This window comes from Bacillus sp. FAU18 (assembly GCF_056033885.1).
Genome location: NZ_JBVYHZ010000004.1, coordinates 806581 through 830678 on the forward strand (window position 1 = coordinate 806581; position 24098 = coordinate 830678).

The window sequence follows — 24098 nt, forward strand, 5'->3', positions numbered from 1 at the left end:
CCAAAAGAAACAAATGTTCTTTTTTGACTCATCATCATACTTGTCCTGAAAGCTCAATATGATATAAAAGGTGAGGTGATAAAGATGGATCAGGAAGCAGGATTTATGGTGAATTTTATCAATAGCTACTTCATTGCGTTAGGGGTGCTGATCGGAGGCGCACTCATTGGAGGGCTCGGAGCATACTTGGCAGGCGAACCCCCGCTTACAGCCATTACAAAGCTTGCCAACCGGTTAAAAATATGGGCGCTTGTCGCAGCTATCGGAGGCACCTTTGATGCGGTATACAGCTTTGAACGCGGCATACTCGAAGGCAATACGAGAGATATCTTTAAACAGCTTCTTTTAATTATTTCGGCCATGGGAGGCGCGCAAAGCGGCTGGCTTATTATATCATGGCTGACCCAGGAGCATCTTTCTTCATGAGGGTCCCCCAGCATTACAAAAAACCGGGATGGCAGCGTTTTTTCGCGGGAATGATGTGCGGGGCCGTAATCAGCTGGTTCTTTTTCCTGTTTACTTACGGAACATTCCAAGAGGAGCAGGTCAGCCTCATCGAAAAGCAAAAAGAGCATGTAAAAGACTTGAACAATCAAATTTCGATCTATCAGGAAGACCTCCATAAACTGAATGAAGATAATAAAAGAAAACTGCTGATTCAAAGCGTCAGCGTCAAATTGCTGAATGGGGATAAATATAAAATATCACAGCCGGATAAAACGAAATTCGAGGAGCATGTAAAGGATGATATTTCAGAGGTGATTACAAAAGACATAGAGAGCGTCTATCAAACAAAGGATCTCTTGAAGCGGACAATTGAAAATAAAGTCTATATGATCAATGAGAAAAAATACGAGGCAACCGTCAGAGAATTGATTATTTATACGAGGCTGACAGTGGAACTTGAAATATCTTTCGCCACATAATTATGGATTTTTTTCAAATTCTCCAAACTTCTGTCGCTTTTTCCCATTCTTTTTTATAAACTATATGTGAGGCTTAATGGCGAAAGGAAGGAGGAAGGGAAATGGAGGTTTACAGTGACCGTCAGTTAGCAAAAGATCAAGCAGCCCGTCTCAGACAAGGTTTTTCTGCATATGCCGAAACAAACTCACTCGCTTCCCTCATCAAAAAAGAACTTCAATCACACAATCTCCAAGTCTACGAGGACCTTACTGATTTCGGCTGCTGGTTCATCCCCGTCACAGATGAACACTAAGAGAGAGGGTCTCCCCTCTACTCGTGTTCTTTACATAATGTTTCCAGATCAGCTAAAATCCGATCAGCTTCATCCCAGCTGTAAATAGAGGCGCCTGAAGCTAACGGATGCCCTCCGCCGTTATATTTCCGGGCAAGTCCGTTAATGACAGGCCCCTTCGAACGGAATCTGACTCTGATTTGATCGTCTTCTTCTACGAAAAACACCCAGGCGCGAATACCTGAGATATTGCCAAGCGTCCCGACAAGCTGCGACGCTTCAGAAGCCGTTGTGCCGAATTTTTCAAGCGTATCCTTTTTGATGAAAACAGAAGCCGCCCCGTTTTCGGACAAAGACACATTTTGAAAGATAAAGCCGTTAAGCTTCACCACATTCAGTTTTGTTTCATACAATTGATTAAATAACTCTGAGGAAGAGAATGGATACTGAATGAGCTCGCCTGCATATTTTAATGTTTTTTCCGTGGTATTCGGAAATAAAAAGCGTCCGGTATCTCCAACAATGCCGGCGTAGATCAGCTCTGCCGCTTTCGTATTCAGCTTCCAGCCGTGCTCTTTTCCTTCTAAATACAGCTCGTAAATCATTTCACTTACTGAGCTGGCGCTTGTATCGACCCAGAGAAGGTCACCGTATGGATCTTCGTTCGGATGGTGGTCGATTTTCATTAGTTTGGCGCCTGAAGGATAACGCTGATCGTCGATTCTTTCCTGATTTGCCGTATCGCAGACAATGACAAGTGCGCCTTCATATGTTTCATTGTCCACCTCATCGAGGGAATATAAGAAAGAGAGGGACGGTTCAGGCGTGCCGACCGCAAAAATATTTTTTTCAGGATATGTTTCACGCAGGATTTCCGTAAGCCCGCACTGTGATCCGTAGGCATCCGGATCAGGACGCACATGTCTATGTAAGATAATCGTGTCATATAATGATATGGTTCTGATCAATTCTGTTTTCATTTGATACTCCTTTATTGTTTTTATTCATTAAATCACATTCTCTGCCGACGGAAAAGAAAAATAACGTCAAAACCAAGCCCGTTTTTGTATAAAATGGGTTTGTAAACTTTTACGATGGAGGATTTCATTTATGCTGGTTCTTGTTTTTTTGATTGGGCTTTCAGCCTGCTTTTATGTGTACTATAAAGTAAAAGGCGTACGGGCAAAGCCATCTTTGGCAAAAGAAATATGTTCAGCAAAATCAAGCATGGCCTTAGGGTCACTAGTCCTGTTCTACGGGCTTAACCAAATGATATTATTCCATTCAGTATTAACGTTAGTAATCGGTGGTATCTTTATCGTCATAGGAGCAGGAAGCGCTTGGGCAGGTTATAAAGCCTTCAGGCATTACAATCCCCTTCACGCCAAAGAAGCTGAAAGAGATCACGCGTAAGGGGCGCCTGAACGTCCCTTAGCTTCTTTCCATCAGCTGAACCATCAGCATCGCTTTAGACACGATATGACCTTGGCTGTGCACTTCCACTTCCATTTTCCCAAACTTTCTGCCGGCCTCCAAGATGCGAGGTTTGACTTCGATGACTGATTCCATCTGCACAGGCTTCAAAAAGAAGATGGTGATGCTCTCTATGACGAGTTCGCCGCGTTTTTTCGAGCGCAAAAATCGGTTTGCCGCTTGCGTCAAAATAGTCGTAAATACGCCATAAGAAATGGTTCCAAGCTGATTTGTCATTTGCGGCGTGACTTCATACTCGTAAACCGTTTGATCTTCTTTATCATCACCCTCATCTTTAAACCCCCTTGAAACGATATCATCAAGCTTCTCCCCGACCTGCGGCTGCTTTTGAATCATTTGAAGAGCTTTCAATACGTCTTGGCGGCTGATCATGCCGATGAGTTTTTGGTGGCCGTCAGTGACGGGAAGCACTTCGATCCCTTCCCATACCATCATTTGCGCAGCTGAAGCGACAGATGTTTTCCCAATAACCGTGACGGGATTTTTGGTCATGACTTTTTCTATAGATGCATTTCGGTCATGGCCAGCAATATCTTTTGATGTCAGAATGCCATGGATTTTCATTTGATCGTCGACAACCGGGAAGCGGCCGTGCCCCGTTTCAAAATTTTTCTCATACCATTTTTCAAGTTTATCCTTAGGCGAAAGATATACCGTGCGGTCAGCAGGTGTTAGGATGTCCTCCACCAAAACAATTTCTTTTTTGATCAGCTGGTCATATATTGCCCGGTTAATCATCGCGGCAACTGTAAAGGTATCATAGCTTGTGGATAAAATCGGCAGTTCAAGCTCATCCGCCAGCTGCACAATGCTGTCATCCGTGTTAAAGCCCCCGGTCACCAATACGGCCGCGCCCGCTTCAAGCGCCTGCCTGTGTGCATTGATTCTGTTTCCGACAATCAAAAGATTCCCCGCTGCGGTGTAACGCATCATCGCGTCAAGCTCCATCGCGCCGATGACGAATTTATTCAAGGTCTTATGGAGCCCTGCCCTGCCTCCGAGCACTTGTCCGTCTATAACATTTACAACCTCTGCATAGGTAAGCTTTTCAATGTTCTCTTTTTTCTTTTGTTCAATTCTGATTGTGCCCACACGTTCAATCGTGCTGACAAACCCTTTATTCTCTGCTTCCTTGATCGCTCTGTACGCGGTTCCTTCGCTTACTTTCATTTCCTTTGCAATTCTTCGGACAGAAATTTTTTCACCGACAGGCAGTGAATCGATATACGTTAAAATTTGTTCATGCTTCGTTGCCAAGCCTTTCACCTCTAAGGACAGTCTTCTTGTTTTTATTATAAGGTTTCAAAGGATTTATACGCAATGAGGCTGGAAAATAAAAAAGAAGCCCGACCGGCTTCTTACAGCGTTGATTTCGTTCCAGTCAAGCGCAAGGCCCTCGTGATTCCTTTTACATCGTAAAGCGGAAAAACCTTTATTTTTCTTTTAAATGGACATCAACCGCTGTCTTAACAATATTTCGATTCCCTATTTTAGATAAAACAAATAAAACTGCGGATAGCCATATCGCCCCTATGGCCGTATAGATCAATGGATAAACAGCTGTGTTTGCGATCCATTCATTTATTAATGTTCTGGCATTTACCAGAATAATAAATCCTCCTACAAGCACACCCATCAATTGCGGATGAAACTTCTGCACCAGCCATGCTGCGATAGGGGCAGCAATAATTCCACCGGCCATTAGTGAAAACACCCATAGCCAATTGACGTCCTCCCATCCTAATGAAATAAGAAAACCGGCAGTTGCAGATACGGCGATGGCAAATTCACTTGTGTCTACAGTCCCGACAACTTTCCTCGGGCTCAAGCCTTTGCGGGATAATAAAATCGGAGTGGTCACCGGTCCCCAGCCGCCTCCGCCTGTGGCATCTGCAAAACCAGCGATCACTCCCAATGGGATGGATTGTTTTCGGTTTAACGGCACATGCTTCTTCTCAAGAGCCGGTTTATATTGAAATAAAAACCTGATCAATACATATCCGCCCAGAAGGAGCAAAAACAAAGAAATATAGGGTTTCGCTACATCTCCAGGTAAATGGCTGAGGAATGCCGCGCCTAAAAAAGCGCCTATAGAGCCGGGAATGACAAGCTGATAAACGGTTTGTTTGTCAACATTGCCAAATTTAATATGCGACACTCCCGATGCGGCAGTCGTTACGACTTCCGCTAAATGGACAGAAGCCGAAGCCACAGCAGGTGTGATGCCAAACGCCAATAACAAAGAAGTTGAGGTAACCCCATAAGCCATACCTAACGAACCGTCTATTAACTGCGACAATAGACCAATAAATGCAAAAACGATTAATTTCTTCATCAGAACACCCCATCTATATCAATCAGATATTTTTGATTCTTCATTCGAATCTAACAATCTCTTGGCGCTTTCATATAAAAAATAAGAGGCTTTGATAATGGCAGTTTCATCAATTGTAAATGCAGGGTGGTGCCAATCATGATCACCGTCTGTTCCAAAAAACGCAAAGGATCCCGGAATATGCTCAAGATAATAAGCAAAATCTTCCCCCGCGGTTGATGGGGCGGGATCAATGACTTGAAGTTTCGCTTTATGCGCAGCGTCTCGCACCAGCCCCGTAATTTCCTCATCATTACAAAGCGGCGGCGGTCCGGAATGCCACTTCACATTTGCCTTTAACGAGAAAGCGGCAGAAATCTGCTCTGTGACTGCCAAAAAACGCTGTTTCACTTGATCACGAACCTCTGAATCAAATGTACGAACAGTGCCCTCAATGACAACTGTATCCGGAATGACATTCCAAGTGCTGCCACCGTTGATTTTCCCTATGGTTAAAATCGCGCTTTGCAGCGGGTTTACATTTCTGCTTACAATCGTTTGCAGGGCGACAATAAGCTGAGAGGCGCCGACAATTGGATCAAAACCATTATGCGGCAATGCTGCATGAGCGCCTTTCCCTTCTATCTCTACTTTAAATCGGTCAACAGCAGCCATAAGCGGGCCTGTTTTTAACCCTACAGTCCCAACCGCGATATCCGGTTTATTGTGAAGTCCAATAACCGCACCAATGCCATCCAGTTGGCCGTCCTCTATCACTTTTGCAGCGCCGGCACCCGCTTCCTCTGCCGGCTGAAATAATAAACGAATCTTCCCTTTCAGACTGTCTTGATTTTCCTTCAATAAAAAGGCCGCACCAAGAAGCGCTGCCGTATGAAAATCATGACCGCACGCATGCATGATTCCTTTATGTTTAGACGCATAAGGCAATCCTGTTTTTTCTTCAATTGGCAAGGCGTCAATATCAGCCCTCAAAGCAATCGCCGGACCTTCTGACTCCCCTGCTATGTCTGCGAACACACCCGTTTTTAGAGCAGTAGGGCGAATCTGTATCCCCTTTTCTTTAAGGCATTTTTTTATAAAAGCAGTTGTTTCAAATTCTTCTTTTGACAGTTCAGGATATTGGTGCAAGTGCCGGCGAATGCCGATGAGCTGCTTTTCTAGCGTTGAGAAATTTACGGGATTATACTCCTCTTTCAACTTCAGGATGTCATTTCCTGTAGTCTGATATGGATAGGAGCCTTCTATATTTCTCCAATAATCCAAAGACATATGTTCCGCTCCTTTCCCTATCCCAATATATTTTCTTCAGACTCTTCAACATAAGATGAAATAAATCGGTTCAATTTATCAGCAAGACCGCCCGCCCCAAATCTTATATACTTGCTGGAAACTTTCGGATTATCTTCTTTCAAAAAGCTTAAAAAAGATAAAATATAAATGCGCCTGTAAGCTACTTGTGTAATTCCGTACTCAAAAAACCAGTTATCAATAACATTGTATACGCCTCGGTTGATGCCATATAGGTTGTTACACTTCTTGTAAAAGCAGAGATCCGGAAGATTTAACTCCTGATGGGAAAGCAGGCTTTCTTTTTTGTTCGGTGCCATAATCCCAATCAGCTCAAAGCGTTTTGCAACGCACGAAATATCCTTTTTAATTTGCTTTGTTAAAGACTCCAAAGAATCAAACCTTCTTTCTTCTCTAATTTTAAAGAGAATGCTGCATTCGATTTTTTCTCCATAGATGTCTCTATGAAAGTCAAACAAAAAAATCTCCAATGTCCTTTTAAGGTTAGAGCCCACCGTCGGTTTCACACCGATATTCATAACCCCTAAATGAAATTGATGATTGACTGTCGCCAGAACTCCATAAACTCCATTACGCAGCCCATGCATTTTTGCATCTACATTTGCCGTGGGGAATCCAAGCGTTCTGCCTAATTGTTTTCCTTTCACAACCGTACCGGCAATGATCGTCAAAAAAGTCAGCCTCCCCTCTCAGCTTCCGCATTCGATCAGACGAAACCTATTGATGTGATAAATGTAAAACGGATTGATGCTGCGGAATGCCAAGACCGAGATTTTCCCGCAATGTCCCGCCGCGATAATCTTGACGATAAAGCCCTCTTTCTTGAAGAATCGGAATCACCTTTTCTACAAAAGCATCAAGTGTTCCCGGTATATCCGACCCAATGATAAACCCATCCGCCGCCTCAGCGTTGAACCAAGTTTCAATTAAGGATGCGACACGCTCTGGTGTGCCGATAAATAGAGGCCGTGGAAAAGCCATTTCCTGTGCTACCTCCCGCAATGACAGATTTCTGGCTTTTGCTTCTCTCTTAATCCGGTCTGTTGTGCTTTGAAACGCATTCTTTCCCACATCGCCAATATCGGGAAATGGCTCATCCAACGGGTAAACACTCAGATCATAATCATCAAAAAAACGAGCCAAATAAGTAACAGCATTTTCAATCGGTATCAATTCTGCAAATTCACGATACTTCTTTTCCGCCTCTTCTTCCGTATCTGCCACAATCGGGCTGATCCCTGGAAAAATCCGCACACTTGAAGGATCACGCCCTTCATCAACAGCTCGGCTTTTCACATCCGCATAAAACGCTTTTGTCTCTTCTAATGAATTGGAATGGGTAAAAATCGCATCCGCATTTTTAGCAGCAAACTGCCGGCCTGTTTCTGATGAACCCGCTTGAAACACTACAGGCTCTCCCTGCTTAGAGCGCCCGATATTCAAGGGCCCCTCTACTTGAAAATACTTTCCTTTATGATTCAGGCGATGAAGCTTCGCCGGATCGAAAAACTGCCCTGTTTTCTTATTGTGTATAAATGCGTCATGCTCCCAGGAATTCCACAGCCCGCGCACAACATCCAAATGCTCCTGTGCGATCGCGTAACGTTCAGTATGTTCTGGCAAATTAGACTTACTATGGTTGCGCGCCGCTCCTTCCTGCGGAGAAGTAACAAGATTCCAGCCTGCCCTGCCCCCGCTGATATGGTCCAGCGACATCAATTGTCTGGAGATAGTGAATGGCTCAGTAAAAGATGTAGAGAACGTCCCTACTAAACCAATATTTTTGGTAACTGATGCCAGCGCAGATAAAATGGTGATCGGTTCAAAACGGTTTAAAAAATGAGGAATCGATTTTTCAGAAATAAATAAGCCGTCTGCAATGAAAATAAAACTAAACAAGCCTTTTTCGGCTGTTTGCGCCTTTTTCATGTAAAATTCAATATTCGTGCTGGCCGAGGGATCAATATCGGGATGACGCCAGCCGTCAGTTGTTCCCCCGACACCGTGAATCATGGCTCCAAACTGAATAAAATCTGAACGTGTCATCTTTTTGCCTCCTTTATCTTTGGATATAATTCGCAAGTGCAAGATCAAGGTGTTCAATGCCGATTTCAGTTATCCCTTGATAGTGATTGCCGCGCCCAATTTCAACCACAGGCACATGGCGTACCCCATATTTCACCTGTAAAATATCTCTAAGCTTTTCTTTTTCTGAAACATCGATATTTTGGAACGGGAACCCTTTTTCATTCAAATAATTCTTGACTTCTTCACAATACGAACAGCCTTTTTTACTCCAAACCACAATGTTCAAAACATCACTCATTCTTCTGTCCCTCCTTAACGTTTTGCAGCTAAAACTGCATCGCTCAGCAGCTGATAAGACAGCTGTTTTTCTTCAGCATTTTTGATCGGTGTAAAAATAACAAAATCATTGATTTTGTATGTGCCTGATAAACGTGTTAATTCTTCTGCCACTTCTTCCTTTGTTCCGGCAATAATCCCGGTTTTTTGCACGATGATGTCATAGGGCTCTGTGACGTTTTCCAGATAGGCCTCAGCCTGTTCGCGGGAACCGACGTTGACCTTACGCCCGTCTTTCAAAACCACTTTTATCGATTCACGCGACACAATATGTTTTTCCGCTTCTTCTTTTGTATGTGCCGCAAAAACAGCGGGGGCAAGATGAAATTCAGCCTCAGATCCTGGCGGGAGATGCGCGTCAAATGCTCGGCGGGCTTCCTTCAGCACTTCCTCTTCACCGTTAATAAAGTAAGCAAAGACAAAAGAGATTCCCAGTTTTGCAGCCGAAATGGCACTCTCTGCGCTTCCTCCCAATAGAAAAATACCCGGCTTCCGATCAACCTGCGGCCTAGGACGCAATGCAGCATAGCGGTGGGTATCAGGAAAATCATCCCGAACGAAATGAGTAAGCTCCTCCAGTTTTTCATCAAACTGACGCACCGGTTTTTTATATTCAGCCTGCAGCGCGTCTGTGGACAGCTGAAACCCGCCGGGCGCTTTGCCCACTCCAAGATCTATACGGCCGGGAGCTAACGCTGATAGAAGATGGAATTGCTCCGCTACTTTATAGGAGCTGTAATGCTGCAGCATCACTCCGCCTGATGCTAAACGAATTTTTCTTGTGCTTGCAGCAAGATAGCCTAAAAGAACCTCGGGTGCAGACCCTGCAATCTCATCATTATTGTGATGTTCGGCCACCCAAAATCGGTAATATCCACACTCTTCAGCCATTTGCGCCAATTTCACTGTATGCTGTAATGTATCAGCTGCTGTCTCCCCTTCACCAATCAAGCTTTGGTCTAAAATACTTAAGCGGATCATATCACCGGCTCCTTTATGTGTTCTTTTGGTTCAAATAAATATTCCGGCGAAACACGGCGGAGAAACTGCCTCGTTCTGTCTTTTTTGGTATGGCGGAAGACTTCCTCCGGGGTTCCTTGCTCAACAATGACTCCTTCATCCATAAAAACAACTTGATCAGAGACCCTTCTTGCAAACTCCATTTCATGTGTAACAACAATCATGGTGGCTCCGGTTTTCACGATTTCCAGCATTACCTCAAGCACTTCACCGACCAGCTCCGGGTCAAGCGCTGCCGTCGGCTCATCGAACAGCAGCACATCAGGATGAATGGCAAGCGCCCTTGCTATCCCGACCCTCTGCTTTTGTCCTCCCGATAACTGACTCGGATAAGCGTTCAATTTATCTTGAAGCCCGACCTTTCTCAGTTCATTTTCCGCTACGGCATACGCGTCTTGTTTTCTCATTTTCCGGGCAATCGTCAAGCCCTCCATGACATTTTCAATTACCGTTTTGTGAGCAAACAGGTGGTATTGCTGAAATACCATTGCCGTCTGTTTTCTGAGCCAGTGAACCTCTTTTTTGGACGGAAAGCTGCAATTAATCACTTTGTCATGTATAGAAATGATCCCTTCGTCTGGACGTTCTAATAAATTCAGGCACCGTAAAAAGGTGGTTTTCCCTGATCCGCTCGGCCCGATAATCGTCACAACTTCTCCCTTGCGTACCGTGAGATTTATCCCTTTTAATACATGGTGGATGCCAAACTGTTTATGGATATTCTTAATCTCAATCATAAAGTGCCTCCTTGAAATCTGGCTGCCTTTCTCTCTAATACTCCATTTACGGATTCTAGGATAAGAGTCAGCACCCAATAGATAATCGCTGCTCCGATAAACGCTTCTAAAAATGCATAATTATCAGAAGCAACGATAGTCGCCATCCCTGTAATCTCTGGGACAGCCACTATAGCCGCGATAGAGGTGGTATGCAAAAAGCCGATACCCAAATTTGTGAAGTTTGGGATGGAAACCATCAACGCCTGCGGCAATATTACACGCCGAAAGGTTTGGCTGTGTGTCAAGCCGATTGAATAAGCCGCTTCGACCTGTCCGGTATCCATCGCCAGAATGCCCGACCGGATGATTTCTGTCAGATAAGCTCCGGCAGTTAAAGACAAGGCTATGATGACAAACATGGAGACCGGTATCTCATTGGCGGACCAGCCGAGATGAAAAAAACTGCTGACTTGATCTGCAACAGGCGGTATCCCTAAATAAATCAACATAATGTGAAGAATTGCAGGTGTACTTCGAAAGAAAGACACATAAAACCTTGAGCAAGCCACCAAGCCCTTAATTCTAAAAATTCTAACAATTATATTTCCAAGAGCCACGAGAAATCCAAACACAATCGGCAAAACAGCCATCATCAATGTCAGAGGAATGGTCTTTACCATTTCTTTCATGGCGGAAACGATAAACGGAAAGTCAAATTGCAATCTTCTCCCCCCTCATCCGAAGAAATATATCAATGTATGTTCATGTCAAAAACAGTAACAATCCTTGTTTGATTCTTCTTGATTCGTTTTTCTGCCACTCGAAAGAACCATTCGAATAAAATCGCTACAGCATAATAAACAATGGATAGCGCAATGTAAACTTCAAGAGAATGGTTGCTTGAGGTAATCAGTGTTTGGCCCCTTCCGGACATATCCATAACACCTATTGAAAAAGCTAGAGATGTATCTTTTAAAGAACTGATCACCATGTTTCCCATATTCGGAAACGCTTGGACAAGTGCCTGGGGCAGAACGATTCGCCTGAAGGCCTGACTACCGCTTAAGCCAATACTGTACGCCGCTTCCGTTTGGCCTTTATCTACACTGCCCACCCCCGCTCGAATGATTTCTGCGGCTGCCGCTGCATTGCTTAACGCGTAGGTTGCGACAGCAGCATAAAACGGGTCCATTTTTGTTGTATCAATCCCGATAAGCCCCGTAAGCGCCGGGATTCCGTAAAACACGATGAAAAGCTGCACCATGATAGGCGTTCCCCTGAAAAATGAGATATACACTTTTGCCAATTGATTTACAATTGGCATATTGTAGATGCGGGGCAGTGCCAGAAAGAGTCCTAATACAAAACCGAAAAGCAAGGACAGTGTTAAAATGTATAATGTAACCGGTAAATAAGCGGTTAACGTCGGCACAAAATCTCCAATCATGTTCATATCAAACGCTTTTTCCATCACTGCTCCCTCTCTTTTTACCTAATACTGCTCTTTGGAATAGTCGTCACCAAGCCATTTCAAACTGAGCCTTTTCAGCGTTCCGTCATCAATGATTTCCTGTAAGGCTTTATCAATATCGTCACTTAACGTTTGTTCATTTTTGTTAAACATAAAATACACTTTAGCATTTGAAAGCACATGACCGACGGTTTTTTCTTTAATAGCGCTCGTCTTGTTTTGAAAGTCTACTGCAAAAGGCGTTGAGATCGTTGCGTCCGCACGCCCCGATTTCAGCTGATTCGCAGTCTCATTTGCGCCTTGGCCCTCATAGGCAATCTCAAACGGCCGTCCATTATCCTCATTCCATTTTTTCAGTACAAGCGCTCCGTTGGAGGTTGCACTCGTAATCACCCGTTTTCCTTTTAAGTCTTCAATTCCACGGATCGTATCGTTATTTTGAAGCACAGTAATTTTTAAAGGAAAATGGTTGTAAGCAACCTTGTTAAACAGAAATTTTTTCTCACGCTCTTTGCTTTTCTCCATTTGATGTGCCACGATATCGACTTTATGCTGTCCGAGGCTGACAAGCAGGTTGGAAAATTCCATCGTTTTAAATGTGAATTTATAATGTGGCAGGCGCTTATCAAGCTCTTTGATCAGTTCGACATCATAACCGGTTAAATCGCCTTTTTCATCGATAAAGCAAATATTCGGAAATTGGGTTCCAGTTCCGACCGTGATCGTCTGTACCTTCTTTTGCCCGGCTCCCGTCGTTTGACTGCCTGCACCGCAAGCTGACAGAACTGTTATAAGCGAAAATAATATTGCCATGAATGCTGCTTTCGTTTTCATCTCATCGCCCCATTTATTTTTCAAAACTTGATTTTGAATAATCTGCCCCGAGCCATTTTCGGCTTAGTTTTTTTAGCGTTCCGTTTTTCTCCAGCTTTTTAATCGCTTGATCCGTGTCATCCGCCAAGGTTTGGCTGCCTTTATTAAACATAAAGTACACCTCGGTATTTAATAACACGTCACCGACTGTCTTTTGGCGGAAGGCGTGCGTTTTATTCTGAAAATCGACGGCAAACGGTGTAGCTATTGTTGCATCTGCGCGCCCGGTTTCAATTTGATTGGCGGTGTCATTGCTTCCCTGTCCCGCATATCTCAAATGAATCGGGCTGCCGTGCGTTTTGTTGTACTTTGTAATATAATCTGCCGCATTTGACGTGGCGCCAACTATGACTGTTTTTCCGTGTAAGTCTTTTAATGTATGAATCTTGTGATTATCCTCTTTCACCGTGATGTACATCGGCGAGTAGTTATATGGGACTTTATGATACAAAAAACGCTTTTCTCGTTCTTTATTTTTGGCCATATTGTGTGCAATCACATCAATTTTTTTATTTCCGAGCCTCGTCAGCAAATTTGAGAAATCCATCGTTTTAAATTCAAATGTATATTGAGGCAACTCCTTATCGATGGCTTTCATCACTTCAATGTCATACCCGGACAAATCGCCTTTTTCATTTAAAAACGCAATATTCGGAAAATCTGTTCCAGTGCCGACTATGACCGTTTGAGCCTGACGATCTGTTTTGTTATTTGTTTGCGAACATCCCCCGCCAAGTAATGCAAACACTGACAGCAGCAAAACCAATCCTTTACGCTTATTCATAGGCTGCCTCACATCATGCCCAGCTGGGCGCACCTAAAAGCGTTGGGTTAAATCGTTCCGGAATCAAAACCTTGTGCATCATCACACCTATGTCCCCGTCTTTTTCCTGCTCAAAATACACTTCATACCCTCTCCTTTTGTACATGTCAGCAAGCCAAGGATGCTTGCGCGCCGATGTGCCGAGTGTCAGCGCAGGAGCCTTCAGCATATCTCGAAGCACTTTTTCTTCAACATACGTAAGCAGCTTACTTCCGGCGCCTTGCCCTTTATATTCCGGCAGTGTCGCAAACCACCACACAAACGGATATTTTGAAGGAGGCGTCTCACTCTCCCACGGGAACCTGATTGTAATCGTTGAAATCAGCTTCCCATCCCGCTCCAGCACAATCGCTGAATGATGTTCAATATTTTCTGATACCATTTGGATATCAGCTCTCGTGGATGGCCAATCAATATCCAGCTGCCGAATGGGCTGAAATGCGCTGTTAACCAGTTTCAACAGCTCCGATGCATCTTCAACAGTTGCCAGTCGAAAAATATCCTCACTCATTTATGTCACTCCTCTTCTCAAAATATATAATTCCTATTTGTTTACTAAGCTTTTATTGTTTATACTATAAAGCATACTCTGATCTTTGACTAATCAAAAAAAGTAAACCTTCACTTCAGTATTTTTAATGATGAAAAACAGGAGGGAACACATTGGAGTTACGCTCAATCAAAACGTTTCATACGATTGTAAAATTTGGAAGCTTCTATAAAGCAGCAGAAAAACTCAACTACTCGCAGCCGACGATATCGATGCGTATGAAGCAATTGGAGCAGGATTTAGGCGTACTGCTGTTTGAAAGAGGAAAAAGCCTGCAGTTGACAAAAGCAGGGAAACTTTTTTATGAACGAACAGGAGATCTTTTGATGCAATACGAGGCGCTTAAACACAACCTCTCCGACTTAAAGGAAGAAGAGGCAGGCATTATCAACATCGGGGTTTCAGAGCCGACCGCCAGTCTGATATTCCCCGAGATTTTAAAGGATTTCTTAAAGGATTACCCAAAGATAACGGTTAATATCAAGGTTGATGACGCCAATACTTGCAGTCAAAAGCTCTTAGACGGGACGATTGATTTTGCAGTCTGCGGCGAGCCGGAGCTGATTCTTGAAAATTACTACCATCCATTTTTTTATGACACATTAAATGTGATTGTATCTGATCAACATCCGCTCGCTGAGAAGAAGGCTGTCCATTTGTCTGATTTAGCAGAAGAGCGCTTCATATTTACGCCCGCCAATTGCCCCATTCGCTTACAAATTGAACAGCACTTACATAGAGAACTCGGGAATCGCTACAAAAAAATGGAGCTCACAAGCAGCATGTCACATGAATATTACGTACGTGAAAACATCGGAATTTCAATCTTTACCAGCACCGCACATTCTAAACCGTTCAACGGCACTAAAGTCATTCCAATTCTGAACCTGGATATCACCCCGCCCATAGGGCTGTTGACAAATCAAAAAGAAAATCATTTTGACCGCGCCACGAAGGACTTAATCGCCCGGATAACCAAACGTTTTCAGCAGCACAGCAAAGAATTGGAAGGAACCTCTAATAAGACCATTACAGGATAACTGAAAAAATAAAAACCACCTCCTGATTCATCAGGAGATGGTTTCACGGTTTAAAGCTCGATCGTCTCACCGACCGACATGACTTTGCCGACTCCGCCCGGCAGGCTGTCAGCGAATGCTTCTGGGTCTTGTTCGATGACCGGGAATGTATTGTAATGCACCGGCACGACCTGTTTTGCGCGCAGCCATTCAGCGGCAAGCTTGGCGTCTTCAGGTCCCATCGTAAAGTTATCGCCAATCGGCAGGAAAGCAAGGTCGATATGATTCAATTCGCCAATGAGTTTCATATCAGAGAAAAGAGCCGTATCGCCCGCGTGGAAAATCGTTTTATCTTCTACAGTCAGCAAAATACCGGCAGGCATGCCTGTGTAAGTGATCGTTTTGTTTTCTTCATCTGTGATGGCTGATCCATGAAAGGCCTGTGTGAGCTTCACTTTTCCAAAATCGAACTGGCGGGAGCCGCCAATATGCATTGGATGAACATTCAAGCCTTTCCAGCCTAAGTACACAGCGAGCTCGTTTGGGGCTATAACCAACGCGTTATTTTGCTTGGCGATTTGTTCAGTATCACCGACATGGTCATTGTGGCCGTGCGTTAGTAAGATGACATCCGCTTTTACATCCTCCGGCTTTATATCCGTTAATGAATTCCCTGTTAAAAACGGATCAAAAATAATATGATGGTCCTTCGTTTCCACTGTAATTACAGAATGTCCGTGATATGTCACTTTCATTTCTTTCACCTCGTCACATGATTTTGATTTTTTTATTTTCCCTTTTTAAAAAGCTGAAAAACTTATGTTGTTTGATTCTTGTTAATGACATTGAGGCCTCCGGTGGCTTCAATAACAGTCCCTGTCACAAGGTCTGAGTTCTCCTCACACAAGAAAGCGATAATCCGGGCGATATCCTCGCCTGTACCGGATCTTCCTATCGGCGTTTTTTCTTTGCCGATTCGCATTCTGGCTTCCTCTATCGATGCTTCTTTCATGTCGCCGACAATGTCTCCCGGGCAAACCATGTTGGCGGTTATGCCGAATTCGGCTTCTTCAATGGCAATTGTCTTCGTCAAAGAAGCCAAGCCCACTTTCGCAGCGCCAAATGCCGATCGGTGAAGCCAGCCGGGCGCGTGAGCCGCACCTTGGAATCCGTACGTAATGATGCGTCCAAATTGCTGTTTTCTCATAATAGGAATAACCGCTTTGAATAAATGAAAGACGGCGCTTAAATTTCCTTCCAGCATGCCATACCATTCATCATCAGTATAATCGGCTAACTTTTTACGTTCAAATATGTATGGTCCCGCGTTGTTAATCAAAAAGTCGATCCTTCCGAAGCGGTTTAAGGCAGCCTCTGCAATACGCAGCAGATCTTCTTTTTTGGTGACATCACCTTTTACAAATTGCAGCCGGTCAAGACAATCGGGACAGGCTTCCTTCAGGCGGCCGACTGCCTCCTCATCCTGTCTGTAATTGACTGTTACTGAATACCCCTTTGCAAGCAACGTTTCAGTCACTTTGCGGCCTAAACCCTTCGAACCGGCAGTAATTAAAGCATGTCGCACATGAATACCTCCCAAAGCAACGTCGCCGCTTTCAATAAAGTGTTTCTTCTTCTACTTTACTATAAAAGGCTTGCAATATCACTTTTTACACTTTGGCATACAAAAAAAGCTGCCTGTACAGACAGCTTATTCTGCAGGAGATGAAGACTCCTGATCAGGCATATCGACATAACCGCTTTGATATGCTTCTGAAATGAGCCTTGTTGTCTCCTGGCTTTCTTGTTCATCATAAATATAGCGTTCCGGTTCTTTTTTCATCATTCTGCCTCCCATCATTATAGAGGTAGGTTGGCTATAATGACGGGATTTTATGAAGGAAATTTTAACAAACTCCTGCTGCCACGCAAGCTTTCGCTTTTTCAAGCGCCTGCTTTACCTGTTTGAATCCGGTGCCCCCGGCGCTCATTCTTTTTTCAACTGCGTAGTAAGGGTCTAATACAGTGTAAATATCTTCTTCGAATAGTGTGCTCGCCTGCTGAAAATCGCCAAACGGCATATCGCTTAAATAGATCCCTCTTTCGATGCATGTGTACACAAGTTTCCCGACCACTTCATGCGCTTCTCTGAACGGCATTCCTTTTTTAGCTAAATAATCGGCCAGTTCCGTCGCGTTTGAAAAGTCTTGTTTTGTCGCTTGCTTCATGACGTCTTTGTTTACAGTCATTGATTGGATCATGCCTGTGAAGATTTGCAGGCTGCCCTCCACCGTTTTCACCGTGTCAAACATGCCCTCTTTGTCTTCCTGCAGATCTTTGTTGTAAGCGAGCGGAAGTCCTTTCATGATCGTAAACAGTCCCATCATATCGCCGTATACGCGTCCTGTTTTGCCGCGGATCAGCTCCGCCATATCAGGATTTTTCTTTTGCGGCATCATGCTGCTTCCTGTTGCGTACGTATCGTCAAGCTCGATGAATTTAAACTCCTGCGAGCACCATAAAATGATTTCTTCAGCGAGACGGGATAGGTGCATCATCAGCATACTGCTGTTGCTTAAAAACTCCAAAATGAAGTCTCTGTCACTGACGCCGTCCAAGCTGTTTTCATAAATGGCATCAAAGCCGAGCAGTTCCGCTGAATAATCACGGTCGATTGGGAAGGTTGTTCCCGCGAGCGCCCCGCAGCCGAGCGGAGATTTGTTAATACGCTTCATTGAATCCTGAAAACGCTCCTTGTCGCGCTCAAGCATCCAGAAATACGCAAGCAGATGGTGAGCGAATGAAATCGGCTGGGCGCGCTGCAGATGTGTGTAGCCCGGCAGAATCGTTTCAACGTTCGCTTCCGCCTTTTCAATCAGCGCACTTTGGAATTCCTCAATCAGCTCGATGACGTGGCCGACATGATTCTTCAAGTATAAATGCATGTCAGTCGCCACCTGGTCATTCCGGCTTCTGCCGGTATGCAGCTTGCCGCCAAGAGGACCGATTTCGTCAATGAGCATTTTCTCAATGTTCAAATGAATATCCTCATAATCGACTGAGAATTCCAATGTTCCCTCCTCTGCTTTTTGCAAAAGGGTATTCAGGCCCTCTCGGATTTTCAGCTCTTCTTCTGCTGTCAGAATACCGCATTTTTTCAGCATGGCAGCATGTGCGAGAGACCCTGTAATGTCTTCAGCAACTAAATTTTGGTCAAATGATATGGACGCGCCGAACTCGTCGACCCATTTTTCCGGTGTTTTTTGAAATCGGCCTCCCCAAAGCTTCTTCATGCTTTAATCTGCTCCTTCTTTTTCACGATGCTGTTCACTTTTGTCGGAAGTCCCCAAAGCTCGATAAATCCGATTGCTGCATGGTGATCAAATGCATCGTCTTTTGTATATGTTGCAAGTTTTTCATCATATAGAGAGTATTCCGATTTACGTCCTTCTACAATTGCATGGCCTTTAAACAGCTTCACGCGGACAATGCCTGTGACATGCTTTTGCGTTTCTTTTAAGAAAGCGTGCAGCGCGTCTTTTAACGGCGAGAACCATAAGCCGTTATAAATGATTTCTGACATTTTTTGCTCGATGATCGGTTTAAAGTGGGCTACCTCTTTCACCAGTGTCAAATCTTCTAATTCTTTATGCGCTTTGATCAGTGTCATCGCACCAGGGCATTCGTATACTTCCCGGGATTTAATGCCGACGAGGCGGTTTTCCACGTGGTCGATACGTCCGACACCATGCGCGCCCGCCATTTCATTCAGCTTCAAGATCAGCTCAGAAAGCGAGTAGGAAACACCGTCAATGGAGACAGGCACGCCCTGTTCAAATGCAATTTCAATCACTTCCGGCGTGTCCGGCGTTTTTTCCAGCGGAGCTGTTAAATCGTATGCACCTTCTGGCGGCGCCGCCCATGGATCTTCTAAAATACCGCACTCATTGGCGCGTCCCCAGAGGTTTTGGTCGATAGAATACGGGCTGTCAAGATTGATCGGAATCGGAATGCCGCGGCTAGCCGCATATTCAATTTCTTCTTCACGTGACCACTGCCATTCGCGAACCGGCGCGATGACTTCAAGGTCAGGGTTTAATGATTTAATGGAGACTTCGAAACGAACCTGGTCATTTCCCTTCCCTGTACATCCGTGGGCAATCGCCTGTGCATCTTCTTTTTCCGCAATTTCAACCAGTTTTTTCGCGATCAGCGGTCGAGATAATGCCGAAACAAGCGGGTATTTTCCTTCATACATCGTGTGGGCCTGCAAAGAGATAAGCGCGTAATCCTGTGCAAATTCTTCTTTTGCATCGATCACGTAGGAGTTTGTCGCGCCGACTTCAAGCGCTTTCTGCTGAACAAATGCCAAATCTTTGCCCTCACCGACATCCAGGCAGCAGGCGATTACATTATATCCTTGCTCCTGAAGCCATTTTATTGCGACGGAAGTATCAAGACCTCCTGAGTATGCTAATACGACTTTTTTCTGTTCTGACATGATAATAATCCCCTCTCAACCGTGTTGCTATTTTGTATAAAAATAAATTATATTTAATAAAAATACATTTTGTATGTATACACTTTAACAAGTACGTTTGGTTTTTTCAAGCCTTTTATAAAAAAAACTTCACCTAAATTTCAGGTGAAGTTTCGTAGTATTTATTCATTTACTTGTCTTTTCTGATTTCTCTGACCACATGTGCAAGTTCGGGAATAATCAGCTTATTCATTGCCAGCTTTACTGCGCCGCTTGAGCCTGGCGTTGAGAAAACAGCGGTATGCTGAATGACGCCGGCAGTTGCTCTCGACATGATTGCGGCAGAGCCGATATCCTCTGTATAACTCAGCATCCTGAATATTTCTCCAAAGCCGGGCAGTTCTTTCGAAAACAGCGGCGTAATGGCTTCAATTGTGACATCCCGGTCTGCTATGCCTGTCCCTCCGTTTAAGAGTACCGCGTCTGTCTGTTCATCCATGCAGCCCGCAAGCACTGACCGATGTAAAGCATCCTTTTCGTCTTTTACAATTTCATATGCAGCAATATGATGACCGGCTCCTTCTAAAAATGAGATCATCAGCTTGCCGCTTTTATCGGTTTCCTCTGTCCTCGTGTCACTGACAGTAATCACTTTGCACCGAACGATATCGGGAGCTTCTTGTTTATGCTCTTGAACGCTCATTGGCCCACCTCTTTTATGTTTTCTGTCTGTCACTATCATGCATCAACAAAAAAGCACATTCAAGAGAATGTGCTTTCATGCGATTTATTTTGCTAAACGAACAACGTCGCGCGCAATCATGACTTCTTCATCAGTCGGAATGATCATGACTTTTACCGGAGAATGCGGATAGCTGATGAAAGCTTCCTCGCCGCGCACGTTATTAAGCGCAGGATCCCAGTATACGCCCATGAATTCTAAACCGCGAAGAACGCGTTCTCTGACTTCCACACTGTTTTCACCGATACCGGCAGTAAAGATGATCGCATCGACACCGCTCATTCTTGCAGCGTAAGAACCGATGTATTTGTGGATTCTGCTTGCGAATACTTCAAGAGCCGTTTCCGCGCGCTCATTCCCTTCTTTCGTTGCTTCAACGATGTCACGAAGATCGCTTGAGAAACCGGAAATGCCGAGCAGTCCGCTTTTTTTGTTTAATGTATTCAATACTTCGTCAGCCGTTTGGCCTGTTTTCTCCATGATGTATGGAATCAGGGCAGGGTCGATGTTTCCAGAGCGTGTACCCATTGCTACACCGGCCAGCGGCGTAAAGCCCATAGATGTGTCAATTGATTTTCCGCCTTCAACAGCGGCAATACTTGCTCCGTTTCCAAGGTGGCAGGAAATCAGGCGCAAGTCTTTTAACGGACGGCCGAGAAGCTCTGCCGCACGCTCAGTTACATATTTATGTGAAGTGCCGTGGAAGCCGTATTTACGGATGCCGAATTTTTCATAGTATTCATACGGCAAGCTGTACAGGTAAGACTGCTCAGGCATTGTTTGGTGGAATGCCGTATCAAATACAGCTACCGCAGGAACATTTGGAAGCACTTCTTTGAACGCTTTAATTCCAACGATATTTGCCGGATTGTGAAGCGGTGCCAATTCAGAAATATCTTCGATTTCCTTAATGGTTTCATCCGTTAATAAAACAGAATCGCTGAATTTTTCTCCGCCGTGAACGACACGATGGCCAATTCCGTCAATTTCATTCAAGTCTTTAATAATGCCGAATTCCGTCAACTTATTCAGCAGCATTTTAACAGCTACCGCATGATCCGGAATATCAGTTACTTCTGTATTTTTTTCGCCGTTCACAGAAATTGTGAATACGCTGTCGGCGATACCGATTCGTTCAACTAAACCCTTCGTTAAAACGGTTTCTGAAGGCATTTCGAAAAGCTGAAATTTCAAAGACGAGCTTCCTGCGTTAATTGCAATAATTTTGGACATGATTGACGCTCCTTTATACTCTGTATCAACAACTTCGTTTTTCGTACTTTTTTCCCGGTGAATATCAACATCTTCTCCGAAAAATATCTGACTTTTCCATTTAAACATTGTCATGTCGGCTTTTCAAGTCAACTTGCGTATTGATAACGCTTACAATAAGAAGTCGTTATTTTCAGACACATTCCCTATAAGTTTTGTATTGATGAACGCTTACAATTTGCGGTTTTTCCCTCTGTATTTTGTGTTTCAAAGCTGGATTCAATTCGTCAAGTCCGGTCTTCAAAAGCATAAATAAAAGCAGCTTAGGCATCGACCTCATACGGCTGCCTAAGCTGCTTTTAAAACACTTACTTTTCTTTTTTAAACCATTCATCAAATTGAGCCATCATATCAAGCATCGCCTTTTGATTGGAGAAAGACGGAAGATTCGCAAGCAGAATTTGCCCCGGCGCTTTCGTATTCTCTCCTTGTTTCTGAAGCACAAGGATGCTTTTGGCATGCGCTTCGTCTTTAAAAATAGATTTTGGTAGCTGCAACAGTGCGTTGATATGAACCTTATCTTTGAAAAACTGTTTCAGCTTGCCGCTTTGGGAGCTCTCAAACAAATGATTCGGAATCATAAAAAATAAGTAGCCGCCCGGTTTGGTATGCTTGACGCTCTGTTCAATAAACAGATGATGAGCGAAGGAATGGCCTTCGTCAGCTTTGAGCTCAAACGCTTCTGCTCCTTCGTCATTCGGATAATAGCCGACTGGCAGATCACAAATGACCGTGTCAACTGGATCGATAAACAACGGCTCAAGGCTGTCCTGGTGAAAAAGCTCAAGCTCTTTTTTCAGAAGGTTCGCTTGGGCATAGGCGATCTTCAAGAGCACATCATCAATTTCAATGCCAAAGCTGTTTGCCGTTTTTTCAGACAGCTGGTTCAGCACGGTAAACAGAAGGTTACCAGTTCCCAAGGCTGGATCAAGAATGTTCAGTTCCTTTTTGTCCGCCATAAACTTATTCACCAAATAGCTGATGAAAAGCCCGATCGTATCCGGCGTCATTTGTCTGTTTGGATGGGAGATATCTTTCATTCCTTTAAGGACGGCAAGCTGAAAAGCCTTGCGTACCCACTCATGCTCATACGTGCCGAATTCCGCTTTTTCAAGCAGAGCCTGAAGTTGTTTGGTTTTCTGATCAGCAGGCAGTTTCAGCTGATCCGTTTTTTCAAGAAAATACATTTCTCCTGCTTCGGCCAGCGCCTCTATATATGAAATCTGCAATTCATTCTTTATCATAATCGCGGCTTCGTTTAACAGCTCATACACCGCACCTACATGGTCTTTTTGCATATTGTGTTCCTCCTTGCCATGAAAAAAGCTCCGGCGGCAGCCTGGAGCTTTTTTCCCTGCTTACTTCACTAATGCCTTAGCAGCCTCAATTGGCTTTTCATAGTTCGGGTGGTTTGTTGCTTCGCTTACATATTCAGCGTAAACGACTTTTCCGTTCTCATCAAGGACAAATACGGAACGCGCAAGCAGACGAAGTTCTTTAATATACACACCGAACGCTTCGCCAAATGACATATCTCTGTGGTCAGACAGTGTTTCCACTTTGTCAATTCCGTTAGCGCCGCACCAGCGCGCTTGCGCGAATGGAAGGTCTGCACTGATTGTGTAGACGTTGACATCTCCAAGCTTTGCAGCTTCTTCGTTAAAACGGCGTGTTTGTGCATCACAAACACCTGTATCAATTGAAGGGATAACAGAAATAATCGTTACCTTTCCTTTCATGTCAGCTAACGATTTTTCTTCAAGGCTGTTAGTCAGCACTGTGAAATCAGGAGCTTGATCTCCTACCTTCACTTCTTGTCCGACAATTGTAACCGGACCGCCTTTGAATGTAATTTCAGCCATTATAATTCCTCCCTTTTGTATGTATGTCTCTATCATAGTAAAGTTTCCTGCAAACTGCAAAGTTTATGCCAAAAAAAAGTTAACTGCGGCCAGCGCAGTTAACCTTTTTTTAATAATTCATATTGTTCATTTGGTTTTGATTTTGGCCCTGGCCTTGGTTCTTGTTATTTTTCTTGAACATTTGCTGGATGCGTTCGAGTGTTTGAGGGGCTGCGTCTAAAATTTTCTCTATTAAATGGGTATTTTCATCTAAATGAAGCATTCTGATGCCTGTCGATCCGACAATTAAAAACGCGATCGGCGTAATGGACACACCGCCCCCGCTTCCGCCTCCGAAAGGAAGTTTCTGTTCTCTTGTCTCATCGTCTTCCGATTTCTTTTCGGCCGGCTTTCCGCCAAACTCGCTTCCGCCTGCGGCGAATCCGAATCCAACTTTAGAAACAGTTAAAATCACACTTCCATCAGGCGTTTCTACTGGATCTCCGATGATGGTGTTAACATCAATCATTTCCTTCAAGTTTTCCATTGCGGTTTTCATTAACCCTTGGATGGGATGGTCTGCCATATA

Annotated in this window: 29 protein-coding genes and 1 pseudogene; 5 read left to right on the forward strand and 25 right to left on the reverse strand. The window is 44.1% G+C overall.

The window, feature by feature from the left end; genetic code table 11:
• Positions 1-84 precede the first annotated feature (84 nt).
• From ytrH to AC0OMU_RS15200, 3 genes are all read left to right on the forward strand, one after another.
• Complete coding sequence (gene ytrH, locus AC0OMU_RS15190) at positions 85-426, forward strand: sporulation membrane protein YtrH (RefSeq protein WP_003229410.1); 342 nt, start codon at positions 85-87, stop codon at positions 424-426.
• Positions 423-926, forward strand: coding sequence for a sporulation membrane protein YtrI (ytrI, locus tag AC0OMU_RS15195; RefSeq protein ID WP_003229408.1), 504 nt, complete (start codon positions 423-425; stop codon positions 924-926). The genes ytrH and ytrI overlap by 4 nt, the downstream gene beginning before the upstream one ends.
• Before the next feature lie 101 nt (positions 927-1027).
• Positions 1028-1219, forward strand: a complete 192-nt coding sequence (locus AC0OMU_RS15200) for a YtzJ family protein (RefSeq protein WP_003229407.1) — start codon at positions 1028-1030, stop codon at positions 1217-1219.
• Between the two features lie 17 nt (positions 1220-1236).
• Here AC0OMU_RS15200 and nrnA read toward each other — a convergent pair whose 3' ends face one another.
• Positions 1237-2178: a bifunctional oligoribonuclease/PAP phosphatase NrnA gene (gene nrnA, locus AC0OMU_RS15205; protein WP_004398971.1), complete on the reverse strand. Its 942-nt coding sequence runs from the start codon at positions 2176-2178 to the stop codon at positions 1237-1239.
• A gap of 130 nt (positions 2179-2308) precedes the next feature.
• Here nrnA and AC0OMU_RS15210 point away from each other — a divergent pair, with 130 nt between their 5' ends.
• Positions 2309-2611 carry a YtpI family protein gene (locus AC0OMU_RS15210; RefSeq protein ID WP_003229401.1) on the forward strand — a complete coding sequence of 101 codons (303 nt, stop codon included), beginning with the start codon at positions 2309-2311 and terminating at the stop codon, positions 2609-2611.
• Between the two features lie 18 nt (positions 2612-2629).
• Here AC0OMU_RS15210 and AC0OMU_RS15215 read toward each other — a convergent pair whose 3' ends face one another.
• From AC0OMU_RS15215 to snaA, 13 genes and pseudogenes are all read right to left on the reverse strand, one after another.
• Positions 2630-3949, reverse strand: a complete 1320-nt coding sequence (locus tag AC0OMU_RS15215; protein WP_004398641.1) for a CBS domain-containing protein — start codon at positions 3947-3949, stop codon at positions 2630-2632.
• Positions 3950-4124: 175 nt separating this feature from the next.
• Entirely contained in the window at positions 4125-5027 is a 903-nt protein-coding gene (locus AC0OMU_RS15220; protein WP_015384356.1) for a sulfite exporter TauE/SafE family protein, read from the reverse strand.
• Positions 5028-5045: 18 nt separating this feature from the next.
• Complete coding sequence (gene sndA / locus AC0OMU_RS15225) at positions 5046-6296, reverse strand: S-alkyl-N-acetyl-metabolite deacetylase SndA (protein ID WP_047183015.1); 1251 nt, start codon at positions 6294-6296, stop codon at positions 5046-5048.
• Between the two features lie 17 nt (positions 6297-6313).
• Positions 6314-7006: an RNA-binding riboflavin kinase RibR gene (gene ribR, locus AC0OMU_RS15230; protein WP_047183016.1), complete on the reverse strand. Its 693-nt coding sequence runs from the start codon at positions 7004-7006 to the stop codon at positions 6314-6316.
• A 46-nt stretch (positions 7007-7052) separates the two neighbouring features.
• The gene (locus AC0OMU_RS15235; RefSeq protein WP_474241270.1) at positions 7053-8381 is read right to left on the reverse strand and encodes an LLM class flavin-dependent oxidoreductase; all 1329 of its coding nucleotides are present in this window, start codon (positions 8379-8381) and stop codon (positions 7053-7055) included.
• Positions 8378-8661: pseudogene (locus AC0OMU_RS15240) on the reverse strand (glutaredoxin family protein). The gene AC0OMU_RS15235 and the pseudogene AC0OMU_RS15240 overlap by 4 nt, the downstream one beginning before the upstream one ends.
• 14 nt (positions 8662-8675) lie before the next feature.
• On the reverse strand, positions 8676-9680 hold the full coding sequence (locus AC0OMU_RS15245) for an LLM class flavin-dependent oxidoreductase (RefSeq protein WP_015384361.1): 1005 nt from the start codon (positions 9678-9680) through the stop codon (positions 8676-8678).
• The gene (gene tcyN / locus AC0OMU_RS15250; protein ID WP_003229383.1) at positions 9677-10456 is read right to left on the reverse strand and encodes a sulfur-containing amino-acid ABC transporter ATP-binding protein TcyN; all 780 of its coding nucleotides are present in this window, start codon (positions 10454-10456) and stop codon (positions 9677-9679) included. Before tcyN ends, AC0OMU_RS15245 begins: the two co-directional genes overlap by 4 nt.
• A complete protein-coding gene (gene tcyM / locus AC0OMU_RS15255; protein WP_474241271.1) occupies positions 10453-11160 on the reverse strand; it encodes a sulfur-containing amino acid ABC transporter permease TcyM in 708 nt (235 codons plus the stop codon). The genes tcyN and tcyM overlap by 4 nt, the downstream gene beginning before the upstream one ends.
• A gap of 29 nt (positions 11161-11189) precedes the next feature.
• Positions 11190-11909, reverse strand: a complete 720-nt coding sequence (gene tcyL / locus AC0OMU_RS15260) for a sulfur-containing amino acid ABC transporter permease TcyL (protein WP_015384364.1) — start codon at positions 11907-11909, stop codon at positions 11190-11192.
• 21 nt (positions 11910-11930) lie between these two features.
• Positions 11931-12743 carry a sulfur-containing amino acid ABC transporter substrate-binding protein TcyK gene (tcyK, locus tag AC0OMU_RS15265; RefSeq protein WP_024572165.1) on the reverse strand — a complete coding sequence of 271 codons (813 nt, stop codon included), beginning with the start codon at positions 12741-12743 and terminating at the stop codon, positions 11931-11933.
• A gap of 13 nt (positions 12744-12756) precedes the next feature.
• Entirely contained in the window at positions 12757-13566 is an 810-nt protein-coding gene (gene tcyJ / locus AC0OMU_RS15270; RefSeq protein WP_474241272.1) for a sulfur-containing amino acid ABC transporter substrate-binding protein TcyJ, read from the reverse strand.
• 13 nt (positions 13567-13579) lie between these two features.
• Positions 13580-14116, reverse strand: a complete 537-nt coding sequence (gene snaA / locus AC0OMU_RS15275; protein ID WP_322839752.1) for an N-acetyltransferase SnaA — start codon at positions 14114-14116, stop codon at positions 13580-13582.
• Positions 14117-14268: 152 nt separating this feature from the next.
• Between snaA and ytlI the strand changes: the two genes are divergently transcribed.
• Entirely contained in the window at positions 14269-15195 is a 927-nt protein-coding gene (gene ytlI / locus AC0OMU_RS15280; RefSeq protein ID WP_047183020.1) for a LysR family transcriptional regulator YtlI, read from the forward strand.
• Positions 15196-15245: 50 nt separating this feature from the next.
• Here ytlI and AC0OMU_RS15285 read toward each other — a convergent pair whose 3' ends face one another.
• From AC0OMU_RS15285 to ytfJ, 11 genes are all read right to left on the reverse strand, one after another.
• A complete protein-coding gene (locus AC0OMU_RS15285) occupies positions 15246-15929 on the reverse strand; it encodes a metal-dependent hydrolase (protein WP_003245964.1) in 684 nt (227 codons plus the stop codon).
• A gap of 62 nt (positions 15930-15991) precedes the next feature.
• Positions 15992-16759, reverse strand: coding sequence for an SDR family oxidoreductase (locus AC0OMU_RS15290; RefSeq protein WP_015384368.1), 768 nt, complete (start codon positions 16757-16759; stop codon positions 15992-15994).
• A 126-nt stretch (positions 16760-16885) separates the two neighbouring features.
• Positions 16886-17020, reverse strand: a complete 135-nt coding sequence (locus AC0OMU_RS15295; RefSeq protein WP_004399018.1) for a hypothetical protein — start codon at positions 17018-17020, stop codon at positions 16886-16888.
• A gap of 61 nt (positions 17021-17081) precedes the next feature.
• Complete coding sequence (gene argH / locus AC0OMU_RS15300) at positions 17082-18467, reverse strand: argininosuccinate lyase (protein WP_474241273.1); 1386 nt, start codon at positions 18465-18467, stop codon at positions 17082-17084.
• Positions 18464-19675 carry an argininosuccinate synthase gene (locus AC0OMU_RS15305; RefSeq protein WP_003229357.1) on the reverse strand — a complete coding sequence of 404 codons (1212 nt, stop codon included), beginning with the start codon at positions 19673-19675 and terminating at the stop codon, positions 18464-18466. Before AC0OMU_RS15305 ends, argH begins: the two co-directional genes overlap by 4 nt.
• A gap of 169 nt (positions 19676-19844) precedes the next feature.
• Positions 19845-20357: a MogA/MoaB family molybdenum cofactor biosynthesis protein gene (locus AC0OMU_RS15310; RefSeq protein ID WP_123372910.1), complete on the reverse strand. Its 513-nt coding sequence runs from the start codon at positions 20355-20357 to the stop codon at positions 19845-19847.
• 84 nt (positions 20358-20441) lie between these two features.
• The gene (locus tag AC0OMU_RS15315) at positions 20442-21629 is read right to left on the reverse strand and encodes an acetate kinase (protein WP_003223511.1); all 1188 of its coding nucleotides are present in this window, start codon (positions 21627-21629) and stop codon (positions 20442-20444) included.
• Positions 21630-21801: 172 nt separating this feature from the next.
• Positions 21802-22005 carry a hypothetical protein gene (locus AC0OMU_RS15320; protein WP_123372909.1) on the reverse strand — a complete coding sequence of 68 codons (204 nt, stop codon included), beginning with the start codon at positions 22003-22005 and terminating at the stop codon, positions 21802-21804.
• Complete coding sequence (locus AC0OMU_RS15325; protein ID WP_474241274.1) at positions 21977-22966, reverse strand: class I SAM-dependent methyltransferase; 990 nt, start codon at positions 22964-22966, stop codon at positions 21977-21979. The genes AC0OMU_RS15320 and AC0OMU_RS15325 overlap by 29 nt, the downstream gene beginning before the upstream one ends.
• A 60-nt stretch (positions 22967-23026) precedes the next feature.
• Complete coding sequence (tpx, locus tag AC0OMU_RS15330) at positions 23027-23530, reverse strand: thiol peroxidase (RefSeq protein WP_474241275.1); 504 nt, start codon at positions 23528-23530, stop codon at positions 23027-23029.
• A 109-nt stretch (positions 23531-23639) separates the two neighbouring features.
• Positions 23640-24095: a GerW family sporulation protein gene (gene ytfJ / locus AC0OMU_RS15335; RefSeq protein WP_003223504.1), complete on the reverse strand. Its 456-nt coding sequence runs from the start codon at positions 24093-24095 to the stop codon at positions 23640-23642.
• Between the last annotated feature and the right edge of the window lie 3 nt (positions 24096-24098).